Raw genomic sequence first — 16,625 nt, forward strand, 5'->3', positions numbered from 1 at the left:
TATCCTTACCAGCCCCGGCCCACTGACCGGGGCTTTTTGTTTTCAATGACTCCGAATAACAAAAACCCCGGCACATGGCCGGGGTCTGCATATCGCCGGGTTACGACTCACTTCGCTTACTGGGTACCACCCACGGTGAGCTGATCCAGTTTAAGGGTGGGCTGGCCGACACCGACCGGCACGCTCTGCCCCTCCTTGCCGCAGATGCCGACGCCGCGATCCAGCGCAAGATCGCTACCCACCATGGAGACCTGGCTCATCGCCTCGGGGCCGTTGCCGATCAGAGTCGCGCCCTTGATGGGGGCGGTGATCTTGCCATCCTCGATGAGGTAGGCCTCGGAGGCGGAGAAGACAAACTTGCCGGAAGTGATGTCCACCTGACCGCCGCCGAAGTTGGGGGCATAGATGCCCTTCTTCACCGAGGCGATGATCTCGGCCGGATCGTACTGACCCGCCAGCATGTAGGTGTTGGTCATGCGCGGCATCGGCATGGCGGCATAGGATTCGCGGCGACCGTTGCCGGTGAGCGGCACACCCATCAGACGGGCATTCTGCTTGTCCTGCAGGTAACCCTTGAGGATACCGTTCTCGATCAGCACGTTGTAGCCACCCGGCGTCCCCTCGTCATCGATGGAGACGGAGCCACGCCGACCCGGCAGGGTGCCGTCATCGACGATGGTGCAGTGTTTGGAAGCCACCTGCTCGCCGATGCGGCCAGCAAACGCGGAAGAACCCTTGCGGTTGAAGTCCCCCTCCAGACCGTGACCCACTGCCTCGTGCAGCAGCACGCCGGGCCAGCCGGCGCCGAGCACCACCGGCATGGTACCGGCCGGTGCATCGATGGCGTCGAGGTTGACCAGCGCCTGACGCACCGCTTCGCGCACATAGCCAAAGGCGCGGCTCTCCAGCCCGTCCAGTTCGAGGAACCAGTCGTAACCAAAGCGGCCACCACCACCGGCACTGCCGCGCTCGCGACGATCGCCCTTCTCGGCAATCACGGTCACAGACAGCCGCACCAGCGGGCGAATATCGGCAGCCAGAGTACCATCGGTCGCGGCCACCAGCACCTCTTCGTAAACACCGCTGATGGAAGCCATTACCTGATTGATGGCGGGATCCAGACTTCTGGCGAACTTGTCCATCTGCTCCAGCAGGGCGATCTTCTGCTGCTTGTCGAGGGTCTGCAGCGGATCCATGGCCGGATAGAGCAGGTTCGCTTCGGTGCGCGCCCACGCCTTCACCTTGCCGTGAGCACCGGCAGCGGCGATGCCGCGGGCGGCAGTCACCGACTGTTGCAGCGCCAGCAGGCTCAGCTCGTCCGAGTAGGCAAAGCCGGTCTTCTCGCCGCTGACGGCGCGCACCCCGACCCCCTGATCGATGTTGTAGCTGCCATCCTTGACGATGCCATCTTCCAGCATCCAGGACTCGTGCCAGCTGCGCTGGAAATAGAGGTCACCGAACTCCACCTGATGGCTCATCAGGCTGCCGAGCAGCTGCTGCAAGCGCCCTTCGTCGAGGTCGTTGGGGGCCAACAGGGAGGCACTAACCTGGCTCAATAGACTCAATCTTCTTCTCCACTCTCGTAACGAGATGTTTTAAATCGTCTTGCCGACGGGTTGGCAACAAGCCACGCCATCACAACAAACGGGCATGGGTCAGCACTGGCATGGTGCGATGCAATTCGTCGATAAATCCGGGCTCCATCTGCGCCAATACGGTGCCACGCCCGGACTCCTTGCTGGCCAGCACCCGGCCCCATGGATCGATCACCATGCTGTGGCCCCAGGTCTGGCGCCCCGTCTCGTGAGTGCCGCCCTGATTGGCAGCAACTACGTAGCACTGGTTTTCGATGGCGCGAGCCCGCAGCAGCGGCTCCCAGTGCGCCTCGCCGGTCACGGCGGTAAAGGCGGCAGGCACCAGCAGCACGCGGGCACCGGCACGGGCCAACTGGCGATACAGCTCGGGAAAGCGCAAATCATAACAGATCGAGAGGCCAAGGGGACCAAAGGGGGAGTCCACCACCACAGGCTCCTCGCCGGGGCTGAATGTCTCCGACTCCCGATAGCGACCGTGATTGTCCGCCACATCCACATCGAATAGGTGGATCTTGTGGTAGTGGCCCCTGAGCTCACCGCTTGGATCAAACACCAGCGAGCTGGTGTGGATATGGTCGGAACCGGCGATGGTGGTCGGCATAGCCCCCGCCACCAGCCAGATGCCGTAATCTCGGGCCCACTCGGCCAGTTGCTGCTGGATGGGCGCGGCTTCGCCCAGATCGGGGCTGGGGTCGGGGCCGATTGCCTCGGCGCCATCCAGATAGCCCTGCCGTTCACCAAAGAGGGCAAAGTTCTCCGGCAGCACCACCAGTAGCGGCCGCTCTTTGGGCAAGGCGGCCAGCTCGGCGGCGATCTGCTCCCGGTTATCCTGCCAGTGACGGCCAGATACCAGCTGTATTGCGGCTAACCACATGACTCTCTCCTTGTCCGCGTTAATCGCGATCCACAATATTTGGGTCTTTATCCATCTCGGCCAGCAGCTTGCGAAGATGATGCCTGACCAAGCCACGCTGGCCCCGTTCCGCCCATTTGAGGCAATCGAACAACTCCCACACCAGCCCATCCCCTTCGGCCATATAGGCAGGAAAGTCCCAATGGCTTGGGGCGGGGCCAGCTACCTCAAGCGCACCAAGGGAGGAGGTTTTATCGAACAGTGGCAAGTAAGGTTTGGCAAGGGGGAACTCAGCCCCCCGATCAAGGATATGGATCTCGATGCTGGACATGTCGAGGAAGATGAACCGCCAGTATGAACAGACCTCTTCATGTCTTCCTTGCCAGCAGTGAAAGACTGCCCGCTCACCCACAATGGAGCGTACAAGAGTCTCTCCCTGTTTATGAAAGCCAGGCTCGGCCAGCAACAAGACATCGACATCGGACACCCGGTCTGCTTTGCCCTTTGCAAGCGACCCGACCACAACCCCGGCATCAATCGCAGGATGGGCTTTGCCATGTTCCACGACGGCCTGCAACAACGCGAATTGAAGCGGTGGAATCTTGCCCAAGCGCTCATCCTCCATCATGACGGAACCCCGACAGCAACCGCATCCCCGGGTTGCAGGGTGTAATCCAGCACTATGATGCGCTCCAGCACCGGGCGGAAGATGGCCTTGAGGGCATCATGATCAGGGTGGGGCAGATAGCGCTGGCGGGCAGCCTCGTCGGCGAAGGTCATCAGCACGCTATGGGTAAACCCCTCGGCCCGCCCTTCCGGGCTGTCATCACGCCCCCACTCGACGGAGGTGACGCCGCTGACCTGATGGGGAATGGCCAGAAAGGCGGCTCGCACAGCCGCAATCTGGTCAGGCAAGGTGCCTTGTTTGAAGGCGATCAGCAGGATATGTCGGATCATGGCTCACTCCTTGTGATGGTGCAGGTCAGGGCTGGTTCGGGCTACCCGGTTGCGGATTCAGCAGAAAGGGACTGCTCTTGGCCGCAGGCAACTTGGGCGCCACTGCATCGACCGCCTCTTTTTGCTGCTGGTTGAGCTTGATGCGAGCGCGATCCCGGCCAGCTTCGATCAGCTTGGGATCGTCGAGCGGGCCCGAGATGCGAAAATCGATGCGGGTCACCACATCCACCACCGGCTCCAGCAGCTTGGAGAGGGCCAGCACATAAAGGCCGGTCACCGGCGTGATGGAGAAGGCGGCCACGACCGGCAGGGTGCCCCCCAGATTGGGGGAGAAGCTCAGCTCGTAATCGAGCCGCCAGCGCACCAGATCGGCAATCCCCTCGCCGCGCAGATTGCCGGCGGCCCCTTTCATAAAGAAGTCCTGGTTATCCACTACCCCCTGCTTGATCTTGGCAGAGGCAGACATGGATTCGAAATAGAAGCCTTTGTCGAACACATCGCGAAAATCGAGGCGCAACTTGCGCAGCAGGGAGTCGAGGCTAAGCAGGGAGAGCAGCCGGGCCCCCTTGTCGTTCACCTCGCGCAGGGTGCCGCCTTCCAGCTGATAGTTGGCACTGCCCCCCAGCGTTGGCAGGTTCGGGCGGTAGGGCACATCCTGCCAGTTGAGATCAAAGGCGAGGGAGCCGGGTGCATCACCGATGGGCGAGGTGTAGCCGAGCCGCTTGAGCAGCAGCTCGCTGTTCTTGCTGGTCAGCTTGCCACGTGCGCGGGTCTCCATCCGGTTGCCATCGGCCAGCCAGTCGACGCTGCCGGTGAGTTGGCTGCCCGCCAGCCGGATATCCAGATCCTTGAGGGTCACCTTGTTGGCGCCCGGCAGCAGCTCGCCTTTCACTTCGCCGAGCGGCAACTCGCCAAAACGGCAATCGACGCAGCTCACCTTCAACCAGGGGATGGAGGCCATGATGGCGTTATCCTGTTTGGCGTCGGGATCCGGGCTCAACTCTTCGCTTTTGCCGGACCAGTAGATACGGGCAAACTTGGCGTCGACCGGGCGGTTGGCCACCACAGGAATGCGGATCACCCCCATCACATCGGGACTGTCGAGCATCACCTCGGTCGCCTGATTGACCGGCCCCACCGTGAAGTGAGTCGCCTTGATGGTGGCACTGCCGATATTCGCCCGCGCCAGCCGGCCATCCACCCACCACTCCTGCGGCAGGAAAGAGGGGCCAACCACGGCAGTACCGGTCGGCGCATTGCCGGAGGGCAGCCACTGCTTGAGTCGGGCCAGCCAGCCGCCGACATCGGCCTCCTGCTGGTTGATGGCGAGCAGCATGGGAACATCGCGCAGTACCCGCGCGCCCGGCTGGCCCACATCGACCCGCACCCGGCTCAGATAGGGCACACCTTCGCCGTAAACCAATCTGGTCTGCATATCGACATCCGCCCCCAGCACGGCGCGAATATCGGCACTGCCATCCCGGCCACGAGCGATCACGGTGAGCGGCAGGCGGCTGCCACTGCTCTTGGCCAGTGGCGAAGGGAGATCGAGTGCCATCCCCTGCAAGGTGGAGTCGAGACCCAGCTGGAAGCTGAACGGCTTGTCATCGGGCAAGGTCAGCCCCAGCTTGCCGCCCCAGTTGCTGCGGCCGTTGAGGATGCCGTATGAGGAGATGGCAGCGGGCTGGCGGCGGCTATCCCACTGGCCTTTGAAATCGAGATCGACCTGATAGCGGTCAGGATGCTGGCGCCCCTGATAGTTGAGGGTGAGCGGCTGATTCCACAGGGTCGCCCTGAGGTTGCTGAAGCGGGTCTGCTCGTTGTCATATTCAAGCCGCCCCTGCACCTTCTCCAGCGGCAGATCCAGACTGGCAACCCGCACCTTGTTGTTGTTGAAGGTGGCATCGCCGCTCGCCTTCACCTCGCTCTCGCCGTCGAGGGGGATATCGAGCTTGAGCGCCCCCTTGAGCGGGCCACGCACCTCGATCTCCTCCAGCGCCTGTCCCACCGAACTGCCCAACGGGGAGTCCTGCAGATAGTCGCTGATGGCTTTGCCCTCGCCCTGAACCTGCGCATCCACGTAAAGATGGCCACCCGGTGCGAGATCGGGGATCCAGGCATGCACCGAATCGGAGCTCGCCTTGCCCAGTTTCGTCGAGCGGCTGCGCATATCGAGGCTGGCATTCTGGAACAAGAGATCGATCTGCAGGTCGGTAAGTGGTTGCCAACCGGGGAAGAATTCGTAGGTGGCCTGCTCCAGCGGCACCGCCACCTGGAAGATGCCCTCACCCTTCTCGTAGGGAAAATCCCTGAACTCGCCATACCAGAGCAGGTCGGCCCCTTTGGCCTTGCCCCCCTTGATGGCGCCACTCAGGTAATCAACCAGCTCCTTGTCCATCACCTGCAGCGGGAAGTAGCGATAGGCATGACCCGCATTCTTTACATCGATGCGGCCGGTCAGCGCGAGGAAAGGGTGCTCGAACAGATCGAGGCGAAAGCGGCTGGCCAGGGTCAAATCCGGGTTATCCAGCGCGATATCCTGCCCGTAGATCACCCAGCCCTGTGTCTCACGCCACCAGTCGAGACGGGCCGAGAAGCTGTCGACCGGGATCGGCTCCTTGAAGTGGCGGGCCGGATCCAGCGTGTCCTTGGCCAGCGCCAGTCTGGCACTGCCTCCCGTTGGGGTCAGCCAGAACTCGCCGTTGAGATCCTGCATCCCGGGTACATCCTGCCACGCTTTGAGGCGAACCTTGCTGAAACGACCACTGAGGGAGAGATCCTGCCAATTGGCGTTGGCCAGCAAGGTGAGGTCCTGCACCGAGCCCTGCGGATTGGTCTGGCGCAGGGTCTCGCAGAGCGTCGGGTAGAGCGCCGAGACCAGCTGACTCATCTGGGTGATCTTGTCGAACTCTATGCTGGGCAGATAGCCCTGCACCCGATCCCCGATCCGCTCCAGCTGCAAGCGGCTCTGCAACCAGGGTTTGCCGTCCAGCTTGAAGGTGACGTTGTGGCTCGCCAGTTGCCAGTCGGTACCGTCCCGGCGTAGCTGGATCTTGCCGCCATCGAGGCCGAAACGGTGCATATCCCCTTTCTTGGGATCCTTCCAGATCAGGTAGTTGGATCCGAATGCCAGCAGGGTATTGCCCAGCTGACCGTTGGCGAAATCGCTCCAGAGCTGAAAGTCGAGCAGGCCGGTGATGGTCGGCTCGCCAGCGTGGATCCGCGCCAGCATGGGGCTGATATCGAGGCGGTTGGCGCCAAGATAGAGCTGCCCCTTGAGGCGATCGAGACGCGCTTCCGGTGCTTCAACATCGAGGATCAGGTCGAGGGTGCTCTCGCCCACCCCGTTGATGAGATAGGCCTTGCCGACCCCCTGATGGCGCTTGCCGCGGTTCTGCCAGCGCAGATGGGCGATATCGAGTGCCCGCATGTCACCGAGCGCAGTAGTGACACTGAGGCGGGTATCGTGTACATCAAAGGTGGAGAGCTGGGTCAGCAGAAAGCGCAGCAGGGCACCCTGCTGGGGATCGCCGGAGGGGCTGTCGTCAGCCGGTTGGCTGAAGTCGAGAGTGATATCGCCATCGCTCAGGATCAGCTCGCCAAAGACCGGCTTGAGCTGGTTGAGGGTACGCCAGAAATCGAGATGAACCCAGGCCTTGCCGAGCTTGATGGTATAGCGCCTGGAGTCGGGGGCGACGGCGAGCTGTTGCAGCTCGAGGGCCGGGCCGGACTGTGTCCAGCTCAACCCAATCTGATCAACGCTGACCTTGATTTGCGAATCGCCGAGCAGAGAGTTGATAAGACTCTCCCGGTACTGATTCAGCAAAGGGCCTCCGACCCGTACCAGGGTGACCAGCATGGCCAGCAGTACGAACAGAACCCCCAGGGCCAACCAGCCCCGACTCAGCCAGCGATAGACCAATTACATCATCACCACGTCGAACTGCTCCTGCCCGCAGAGGGGTTCGCTCACCACCCGCACCTGCTTGCCGATGAATACTTCCAGCTCCGCCAGACTGTGGGACTCCTCGCCATGGAGGTAATCGGCCACCGCAGGCGCAGCGTAGACGGTGAACTGATCCGCATCGTAGGCGCGATTGACCCGGATGATCTCCCGCAGGATCTCGAAGCAGACCGACTCCACAGTCTTGACCCGGCCACGCCCCTTGCACTCGGGGCACTCGGAGCAGAGCACATGCTCCAGGCTCTCGCGGGTGCGCTTGCGGGTCATCTCCACCAGACCGAGCTGGGAGAAGCCGTTGACGTTGGTCTTGGCTCTGTCCTTGGACAACGCCTGCTCCAGACTGTGCAGCACCCGACGGCGGTGATCCTCGGACTGCATATCGATGAAGTCGATGATGATGATGCCGCCAAGATTGCGCAGGCGCAGGTGACGGGCGATGGCCGCCGTCGCCTCGACGTTGGTGTTGAAGATGGTCTCTTCCAGATTGCGATGGCCGACAAAGGCGCCGGTGTTGATATCCACCGTGGTCATGGCTTCGGTCTGGTCGATGATGAGGTAGCCGCCGGATTTGAGCTCCACCTTGCGCTCCAGCGCCCGCTGGATCTCGTTCTCCACGTCGTAAAGATCGAAGATGGGCGACTCGCCGGGGTAGTACTCCAGCTTGCTGGCCAGCTCCGGCACGTACTCCTCGGTGAAGCGCTTGAGCTGATCGAAGCTCTGACGGGAGTCAACGCGGATCTTGTCGAGCTCGGCACCGACGAAGTCGCGCACTACCCGGAATGCCAGGCTGGGATCCTCGTAGAGGATCTTGCAGGGGGGATACTTCTGCTTGCGCTCGAGGATCTTGCGCCACAGCCGTTTCAGGAATGCTGCATCCTGCTCCAACTCCTGCTCCCCCACCCCTTCGGCGGCGGTGCGGATGATGTAGCCGCCCAGTTCATCCACATAACCGGCCACGGTACGCTTGAGACGCTCGCGCTCGGCTTCGGACTCGATACGCTGGGAGACGCCGACGTGGGCACTGCCCGGCATAAAGACCAGATAGCGGGATGGCAGGGTGATGTCGGTAGTCAGACGGGCACCCTTGGTACCCAGCGGGTCTTTCACCACCTGTACCATGATGTCCTGCCCCTGACGCACCAGCTCGGCGATGTTGCCGACCTGGAACTGCTCCTTCTCCTTCACCGCCACACACTCGGTGTGGGGGACGATATCGGAGGCATGCAAAAAGGCCGCCTTGTCCATGCCGATATCGACGAAGGCCGCCTGCATGCCCGGGAGTACCCGGCTGATCTTGCCTTTGTAGATGTTGCCGACAATGCCGCGCTTGGCCTGACGCTCTACGTGCACTTCCTGCAGCAGACCGTTTTCGACCAGGGCGACCCGGGTTTCGGAGGGGGTAACGTTAACCAGCAGTTCTACCGACATAAGTAACCTTGCCTGTTCCAGTTTTGAATTCTTATACAGCCAATCCGGTACAACGCGCGCAAGGACGAACGCAGCAGCACAGCTGACGGGAAATTACCTGAGCTGTTCCAGATGATGCTTGATCAGCAGATCCGTTTCCAGCAGGGGCAGGCCGACCACGGCGCTGTAGCTCCCCTCGATACGGCTGACGAACTTGCCAGCAATACCCTGAATTCCGTAGGCCCCGGCCTTGTCACAGGGCTCACCGGTCTGCCAGTAGGCCTCGATTTCGGCCTCGTCCAGCTTGCGAAATGCCACGTTGGTGGTGACCAGTCGCACATCACAACGATCCTTGCTGGCCAGCGCCACCGCCGTCATCACCTGATGCACCTTGCCGGAGAGCGCCTCCAGCATGTCTTTGGCATCGAGCAGATCGGAAGGTTTCTCCAGCACTCTGTCGCCCAGCACCACTATGGTGTCGGCGCCCAGCACCGGCAATGCGTCAGGCGCGATGGCCACACCGGCCATCGCCTTGTCGCGGGCGAGACGGCAGACATAATCCTGCGCCTTTTCGCCCTCTTCCCGTTGCTCGGGCACATCGAGTTTCAGCACCTCGAAACGGTAGCCAAGCTGGATCAGCAGTTCGCGACGACGGGGGGAACCCGACGCAAGATAGAGTTGCAGTTCGTTGTTTTTGCTCATATTTACCTGATATTGAAGCGGCGCCGCACTTTGCGCAACACCAGAAACACCCAGGGCCATATTAGCATCGTCGTCAACGTCGACCAAAAGTAGGCGAAGTTGAGGCTGGCCCGGCTAAACAGGTGCTCGGCCCAGAAGACCGTCAGTTTGCCCACCAGCGAGAGGCAGCCGATGATCAGCGCCTGCTGCCAGAGGGAGAAGTTGCGGATCTTCTGAAACTGGAAGGCCGCCAGATAGGTGGTAATGGCCATCGCCATGGCGCGCACGCCGAGGGTGCTGCCAAGCAGCACATCCAGCAGCAGACCGGCCACCCAGGCGGTACCGACGTTGGTCCGGTGCGGCAACGCCAGTGCCCAGTAGATGAGCACCATGGCCAGCCAGTCCGGACGGAATGGATCAAATTCAAAGGGAAGCGGCAGGATCGACAGGCTTAAAGCCAGCAGGATCGAGATCCAGATCCAGATCCTGCCACTGGCGGGTTGCAGCATCAGCGAGTGGCTCCTGCGGCGGACGCAGCGGCAGCGGGGGCCGGGCGTTCGCCATCCTTGTCATTTACCTCGGGCTTCTTGTCGGTCCACAGCAGCAGCAGATAGCGCAACCGATCCAGCTCGACCAGCGGTTTGGCCTCGATCTGGGCGAAGGGCTTACCCTCCACATACTCGGAACGGGTCACGGTCGCCACCGGATAACCTTCCGGGAAGCGGCCGCCAAGACCGGAGGTGACCAGCAGATCACCCACCTGAATATCGGTGTTGCGCGGCAGATTGCGCAGCTCCAGTTTGTCGAGCTCGCCACTGCCGGAAGCGATGGCGCGCAAATCGTTGCGCAGCACCCGCACCGGAATGCCGTGGCTGGAGTCGGTGATCAGCAGCACGCGACTGGTGGTGGAGCCCACATGGAGCACCTGACCAATCACACCCTGATCGTTGATCACTGCCTGACCGTTGTAGACGCCATCCAGTGCCCCCTTGTTGATCAGCACCTGATGGCTGAAGGGGTCGGAGTCCACCGACAGCAGCTCGGCCACCATCTTGCGGGACTCTTTGTGTACCGGCGAACCGAGCAACTCGCGCAGCCGCTGGTTCTCGTGTTCCAGCTGATCCATTTTGAGCAGGCGGGCGCGCAAGGTGAACAGTTGCTGCTCCTGCTGCTTGGTCTGCTCGATGAGATCGGCGCGGGTCTGCACCTGGGTCGACATGGTGTCGAGCAGGGTGCCGGGCGCATTGGCCATGTACTGCAACGGACTGACTAACGAACTGAGGTAGACGCGGACGTGGCTGAACACACCGAAGCGGGAATCCGCGACGATGGCAGCAATGGAGATGATGACGGCGAGAAACAACCGTAACTGAAGCGAAGGGCCTCTACCAAAAATGGGTTTCATGGGTCGTCAAAAAAGAGCCGGCACGCTGGCCGGCTTTGGGTCTTATTCGTAGTGGAACAGATCGCCACCGTGCATATCGATCAGCTCCAGCGCCTTGCCGCCGCCACGGGCCACACAGGTGAGGGGATCTTCGGCAACGACGACGGGGATACCGGTCTCTTCCATCAGCAGACGGTCGATATCTTTCAGCAACGCACCACCACCGGTCAGCACCATGCCGCGCTCGGAGATGTCGGAGGCCAGTTCCGGCGGAGACTGTTCCAGCGCAACCATCACGGCAGCCACGATACCGGACAGCGGCTCTTGCAGCGCTTCCAGGATCTCGTTGGAGTTCAGGGTAAAGCTGCGCGGCACACCTTCAGCCAGGTTGCGACCACGGACTTCGATCTCGCGCACCTCTTCGCCCGGGTAGGCGGAACCGATCTCGTGCTTGATGCGCTCGGCAGTAGCTTCACCGATCAGGCTACCGTAGTTGCGACGAACGTAGCTGATGATCGCTTCGTCAAACTTGTCGCCACCGATACGGACAGACTGGGAGTAAACCACACCGTTCAGGGAGATGATGGCCACTTCGGTAGTACCACCACCGATATCAACCACCATGGAACCGGTCGCTTCGGAGACCGGCAGGCCGGCACCGATGGCAGCGGCCATCGGCTCGTCGATCAGGTAAACCTCGCGGGCACCGGCACCCAGAGCGGATTCCTTGATGGCGCGACGCTCAACCTGAGTGGAGCCACACGGTACACACACCAGCACACGCGGGCTGGGGCGGAAATAGTTGTTGTCGTGAACCTGCTTGATGAAGTGCTGCAGCATCTTCTCGGTCACGTAAAAATCGGCAATCACGCCGTCTTTCATCGGGCGGATCGCGGAGATGTTGCCCGGGGTACGGCCCAGCATCTGCTTGGCGGCATGACCGACAGCAGCGACCGATTTGGCGTTCCCGCGCTCTTGGCGAATGGCGACAACTGAGGGTTCGTTAAGGACGATCCCTTGATCTTTTACATAGATCAGGGTGTTGGCAGTTCCCAAATCGATCGACAGATCGTTGGAAAAGACGCCTCTGAGCTTTTTGAACATGGCTACGGGAAATCCTAAGAATTTGGAGGTGCAGAAAACCGGCTAACTTTACCAATGCCCACCCCAATGGGCAAGCGCTCAAACTGTCGCCAATCAATCAAGCGCGACAAAAGTGCGAGTCATTACTCACTTGCTCAGGCTTGCCAGCCCTCATAAACAGGGTGTTGGGGGGAGAAGATGCTCCTCACCCCCTGTTGTGGCACTTCAACGCAATATTTCACGGCGATAGATAATTCTGTCATTACCGCGGGTCGAACCGAAGATGGCCTCCCCTTGCTGGGTCAGCGGATCGGAGAGCCAGAGCGGTGATGAGGGTTGCTTCGCCAGATCCACCTTGTAGGGAATACGTACTGCGATCCCGGGCTTGGCAAACTGGAACAGGATCTCGCCATCTTTTGCCGTACCCGACATAGCTCCGGGAGGTGTGCTGCCCAGCCCCAGCTTGATGGTACGCCCGGTACCCAGATTGAGGCTGCTGGTTGCCGCATCAAACGAGTGGCTTGGATTTAGGAACGCAATCCCCTGACCAGCAAGGGATAGCGGAGTGCACTGATCCAGCTTGTTTAACACCCAGTTGCCCGCTTCGTAATATTGCAGCTGCAACGGCACCGCCAAATCTGCCGACGCCAAACCGGCCTGAGTACCGGCAAACAAGCGCCCAAAATAGGCCTGCATGGGCACGCTATCGATCAATCTTGCATTGCAAGCAGCCCCGCTACAATTGCCAACTACTGCATCGTTGAAGTCAGGCGTAGCGATCAAGGTATTGCCGCCGTCGTTGTCGTTCATATAGAGGCCGAACAGCAGCGACTTATAGGGACCATCCGGCTGGGTATCAGAAAGACGAGCCAACGACGTGGTGCCGTTATTCAACACCGCCTTACCGTTGGCCCATGGCAGCGAAGCAAGGCTGGTCAGCCGGCTCGCCAGAGATTTGCCGTCCTTGTTGTTGGCGACGGAAATATAGGCACTGCCCTTGGCGAAGGCGCCAGTATAGTTCTGGGTCTGTCCCCCGGACTGGTTGCGAGCCCGCACATCCAGCGTCACCCCAAAAGGTTGCCCCATATAGGAGAAGACGTTGCAGGCCGGCATTATGTCGCCACTGACCAGATTGAAGTCGGTCGGCACAAAACGCCCCAGTGGCGCGCTCTGGGCTGAAGGGATGGTATAACCGAAGTAACCATTGGCTGGCGGGGTTGCCGTCATGTTGAATACCCCAACCTCGTTCACCGTCTGGTTGACGGTGTTGATACTGTTGGTTGCCGCCGCATGGTTATAAGTTGCGGTTCCTACCGTGGCATTGGTACCAGGTGTCGGCGCAACCAGGGTAGTGCCAAGGGCAATACCATTCAGGACAAAGTTGGGAGTGGCCTGATTCCCCGTACAGAGATCGTTGTCACTACCTGACTCCCAGGCCATAGCCTGGATCTGGATCGGGAAAGTCGCCCCCGTCTTTCGGAAAACCGGGCAGCTGGCGTAATTGCCGGAACAGCTACCACTGGAGCTGGTGATACAGAGCCCCACCGGCCGAGCCACAAACTGATCCGCTCCTGTCATGATCAGGCCGGCTTCATTGCCACTACCGTCATAGCGGGCATCCAGCTGCACCTGACCGGCATCGGGATACGCGACCGTTATGGAAGATTGCCCCTGAGCATCAAAAGCGAGAGAGAGGGGGGTTGCAGCTCCCTGACTAGCACCGATCGTACTGCCGTTGACGCTCATCTGGCTGTTATAGGCGTTATTGGCAGGAGTGATATAGCTGCTCCAGAACTTGATGCTCTTGGTCTGGCTGGCAAAGCCAGGCACGCACTGCTTGGTCACATCACTTTTTTTGACCGCCTTGATGGTGACCGTCTGTGGTTGATTGGAATAGGTGTCCGGCACATCGAAGAAGAAGCCGCTGTCGGCAAAGCTGAACGTACAAGCCTGCGGCGTCGGCGAGCCATTACCCACTTTGCACAAAGTGATGCTTAGCGGCTTAGCTGTGGGGACTGATTTTTGCACTCCCAGTGTTATCGGAGTCTGAGTATTGTTACGAAGCAGAATCTTGCCCGAGCCACCGCTAAACGTCACCACGTTGCCACTAACATTGCTGGCTCCGGGCAGTGGATACCAGCCACCATCCGGCAAAGACTGGGGCAATAAAGAGACTGATACAGGATCGGTAATCAGCAGGCTACAATCCGGATTCGCACATGCCTTAATGGTGATCTCTTCCGGATTGCAAGTCAGCGGCTGACTCGAATATTGCAGCTCGAAGTGGTCGACCTGAACCCCCACATCTCTTGACTTAAGTGCACATATCTCCACGTTATCGAGTTCATGGATATTGGTCAGGGCACCTGTAGAACCTGTCAGGGACACATAAAAGTCTTGCGGTAACGGGCTTTGGCCCAACGCAGGATCCAGCGCATCAAACGAATCAATAAGAGAGATAAACCCACTTCCCGTATCACGTTCCACTTTGACTATCGCGCGCCCACTGGTTCGTGAATCAATCGTCAGACGGTAACGATGGTTGGCGCTACCGTTGCCATCAACCTTTGGACTCAGGCAACTGGTGTTAGTGTTGGTTGTTCCATTATTACAGGTGCCTCGCAGATAGTTGTATCCGGAAAAATTGGATCCCGAACCACGCACTACCACCGACTGTGGGCGATAGCCCACACTCCCTCCTCCTCCAAAAGATGAGAAGTTGCCATATTCATCCAACCCAAACCCGAGCCAACCACCAGCAAACCCGGGTGAGTTACTCGGTTGATAATGGCCATACCCCAAGGGCCCGCCGGCAGCGCCAGGCTGTGGCGTCACTGAAGCGTCAGAAAGCACAACTGTCATGCCATCTGCGCCAGTACTCGTGCCACCATAGGCATAATGATTGAATGTAAGCGTCACCAGGTTCCCCGCCGCAGGGAACAGGCGCTGGTAAGTCGCAGACGTCGCTTGTCCCGTGCTGGCCTGAGTCATCCGCAAACGCTGATTTGCCGTAATCGAGGGTATAAATCCACCAGCACTTTGTTTTACGACCCAATTATCGCCAAGCGGGTTGGAGAAATCATCCGTATAACATTGCAGGGTTGAGCCACCACATGGGTGGCGTTGATTATATAAATCAATAATCTGACTATCTGACAATGCCGAACCATATATTGCGACTTCATCAATTCGCCCATTAAAACTACGGCTGTCAATATAGTCCCGCCCAATCTCTAAATTTTGTGTATTTGTTCTTAATGAACTCCCATCATTACCGGATATAACAGGCACGCCATTAATATAGATTGTTTGTCTTTTACTTCCTGTATTACTCGTGTCATATCGAATCGCAATATGTGACCAAGTATTTAACGGTATGGTTTGTGTAGTGGTTAACGTTCCAGTACCACCCGTCGCTCTCTCCCAATACCAGTAAACACGCCCCTGACTATCAAGATGAAACTCGTAGTTACCATCTTTGGACACTATTGAGTGTAGGTTACCTGCAGATGGTCGACTGATCGGATAGACCCAGGCTGCAACGGTCAGCTGATTAGAAAATGACAAGCGAGAGTCATTTGGTATTTCAATGTATTGATTACTACTGCCCGTGAAATCACCATAGCCACAGGTACCAAGATTATTAGAGTTAGCCGGTAATGCCGGTGCAACTGTATTGGTTTTTACCCCTCTCATTGCTCGACCATGCAGCGCATTAAGAACTGAGTTCTTGACCTCCCCTACCGCCCCTGTCCACTTTTCCTCTTCAAGTTGATACAAAGCAACAGGTGCGGGAACACATGCATTAATGGGGTTTGACACTGGTAAACATGTCCCGGTCACAGAACTATTGTTGACATTAACCACCCCACCGGCATTATTTGTTGCTGCGGTCAAGTTTCCATAAACCGTGGAGTTTGTAATGGTTATGTTATTTGATGTGGTCGAGATAGTGACGGGACTTCCCTGAGCACCTAGCTGGCTTCCTGTGGCATTAAAAGAGCTGGCCCCAGAGACACTTCCAGCAGTCATATTGACTGAATTAAATATCACTGGGTTGTTCGAACGCATAGTAATATTTCCGCTATAGGTTCCTCCAGCCATACTCAGTGATGAGTTTGCATTAACATCACCTGACAGTTGCACATTGGTCACACTGACAGCATTGTTGTTGCTAGTTACATTTCCCTGCACAACACCTGAACTCAGTGAGATATTTCCTCCAGTAGTTACATTGCCATACAGATAAATATTATTAAGGGTAACATTGGAACTATTCGCTGAGATATCTCCATATATGGTATTTTGATATCCTTGAGAGACAATACTTCCAAAATCTGCTTGTAGCGTTATTTTATTTGTATCGTTACCCACTTTGTTATTTGTGAGAGAGAAACCGCCACTTGCGACAAGCGTAGAATTTGCATTGGCAATGACTATATCACCATCATTTAACGTTACCTGACCATTACCGCCAGTACAGGTATAAGTGTTTCCTGATTTTTGCCACGAGGTGTTACAGGGAGGGTATTGGTTACTGGATAAATTATATTGCTGTGCCACAGCTGCACTGCAGAACAGTAATAAGCTTGCCAGCCATTTATGACCCATCATTCCTCTCCCCACTAACTACCACCAGCCACAACATCCATTGTGAGCACCAAGCACAAACGCATGGCTTGCCATGCAGCAACGGTTGTT

The 16,625-nt window shown here is 58.5% G+C and carries 11 protein-coding genes; all 11 read right to left on the reverse strand.

The window, feature by feature from the left end; translation table 11 throughout:
* Positions 1 to 116: 116 nt before the first annotated feature.
* The 11 genes from tldD to AAHA39_RS16685 all read right to left on the reverse strand — a co-directional run bounded on the left by tldD (position 117) and on the right by AAHA39_RS16685 (position 16,538).
* The gene (tldD, locus tag AAHA39_RS16635) at positions 117 to 1,565 is read right to left on the reverse strand and encodes a metalloprotease TldD (protein ID WP_042032236.1); all 1,449 of its coding nucleotides are present in this window, start codon (positions 1,563 to 1,565) and stop codon (positions 117 to 119) included.
* 70 nt (positions 1,566 to 1,635) lie between these two features.
* Positions 1,636 to 2,469, reverse strand: a complete 834-nt coding sequence (locus AAHA39_RS16640) for a carbon-nitrogen hydrolase family protein (protein ID WP_320655806.1) — start codon at positions 2,467 to 2,469, stop codon at positions 1,636 to 1,638.
* 19 nt (positions 2,470 to 2,488) lie between these two features.
* Entirely contained in the window at positions 2,489 to 3,076 is a 588-nt protein-coding gene (locus tag AAHA39_RS16645; protein ID WP_320655805.1) for a nucleotidyltransferase domain-containing protein, read from the reverse strand.
* The gene (locus tag AAHA39_RS16650; protein ID WP_198505685.1) at positions 3,073 to 3,405 is read right to left on the reverse strand and encodes a Dabb family protein; all 333 of its coding nucleotides are present in this window, start codon (positions 3,403 to 3,405) and stop codon (positions 3,073 to 3,075) included. Before AAHA39_RS16650 ends, AAHA39_RS16645 begins: the two co-directional genes overlap by 4 nt.
* Before the next feature lie 25 nt (positions 3,406 to 3,430).
* The gene (locus tag AAHA39_RS16655) at positions 3,431 to 7,327 is read right to left on the reverse strand and encodes a YhdP family protein (protein ID WP_320655804.1); all 3,897 of its coding nucleotides are present in this window, start codon (positions 7,325 to 7,327) and stop codon (positions 3,431 to 3,433) included.
* Positions 7,328 to 8,797 (reverse strand): ribonuclease G, encoded by a 1,470-nt coding sequence (rng, locus tag AAHA39_RS16660; protein WP_005340056.1) that lies wholly within the window; start codon positions 8,795 to 8,797, stop codon positions 7,328 to 7,330.
* A 93-nt stretch (positions 8,798 to 8,890) separates the two neighbouring features.
* The gene (locus tag AAHA39_RS16665) at positions 8,891 to 9,478 is read right to left on the reverse strand and encodes a Maf family protein (RefSeq protein ID WP_320655803.1); all 588 of its coding nucleotides are present in this window, start codon (positions 9,476 to 9,478) and stop codon (positions 8,891 to 8,893) included.
* Between the two features lie 2 nt (positions 9,479 to 9,480).
* The gene (gene mreD / locus AAHA39_RS16670) at positions 9,481 to 9,966 is read right to left on the reverse strand and encodes a rod shape-determining protein MreD (RefSeq protein WP_033112548.1); all 486 of its coding nucleotides are present in this window, start codon (positions 9,964 to 9,966) and stop codon (positions 9,481 to 9,483) included.
* A complete protein-coding gene (gene mreC / locus AAHA39_RS16675; RefSeq protein ID WP_033112549.1) occupies positions 9,966 to 10,862 on the reverse strand; it encodes a rod shape-determining protein MreC in 897 nt (298 codons plus the stop codon). The genes mreD and mreC overlap by 1 nt, the downstream gene beginning before the upstream one ends.
* Positions 10,863 to 10,904: 42 nt before the next feature.
* Entirely contained in the window at positions 10,905 to 11,945 is a 1,041-nt protein-coding gene (locus AAHA39_RS16680) for a rod shape-determining protein (RefSeq protein WP_005340051.1), read from the reverse strand.
* Between the two features lie 204 nt (positions 11,946 to 12,149).
* Positions 12,150 to 16,538, reverse strand: a complete 4,389-nt coding sequence (locus AAHA39_RS16685; RefSeq protein WP_320655802.1) for a DUF6701 domain-containing protein — start codon at positions 16,536 to 16,538, stop codon at positions 12,150 to 12,152.
* Positions 16,539 to 16,625 lie beyond the last annotated feature (87 nt).

The sequence above is a fragment of the Aeromonas sp. SE22 genome, from assembly GCF_038739755.1.
Lineage (GTDB): Bacteria > Pseudomonadota > Gammaproteobacteria > Enterobacterales > Aeromonadaceae > Aeromonas > Aeromonas jandaei.

Bases quoted from the DNA above. Each gene is read 5' to 3' on its own strand.
- AAHA39_RS16680 (WP_005340051.1), bottom strand. From the start codon at position 11,945: ATGTTCAAAAAGCTCAGAGGCGTCTTTTCCAACGATCTGTCGATCGAT.
- AAHA39_RS16640 (WP_320655806.1), bottom strand. From the start codon at position 2,469: ATGTGGTTAGCCGCAATACAGCTGGTATCTGGCCGTCACTGGCAGGAT.
- AAHA39_RS16685 (WP_320655802.1), bottom strand. From the start codon at position 16,538: ATGATGGGTCATAAATGGCTGGCAAGCTTATTACTGTTCTGCAGTGCA.
- rng (WP_005340056.1), bottom strand. From the start codon at position 8,797: ATGTCGGTAGAACTGCTGGTTAACGTTACCCCCTCCGAAACCCGGGTC.
- AAHA39_RS16645 (WP_320655805.1), bottom strand. From the start codon at position 3,076: ATGATGGAGGATGAGCGCTTGGGCAAGATTCCACCGCTTCAATTCGCG.
- mreD (WP_033112548.1), bottom strand. From the start codon at position 9,966: ATGCTGCAACCCGCCAGTGGCAGGATCTGGATCTGGATCTCGATCCTG.
- AAHA39_RS16665 (WP_320655803.1), bottom strand. From the start codon at position 9,478: ATGAGCAAAAACAACGAACTGCAACTCTATCTTGCGTCGGGTTCCCCC.
- AAHA39_RS16650 (WP_198505685.1), bottom strand. From the start codon at position 3,405: ATGATCCGACATATCCTGCTGATCGCCTTCAAACAAGGCACCTTGCCT.
- mreC (WP_033112549.1), bottom strand. From the start codon at position 10,862: ATGAAACCCATTTTTGGTAGAGGCCCTTCGCTTCAGTTACGGTTGTTT.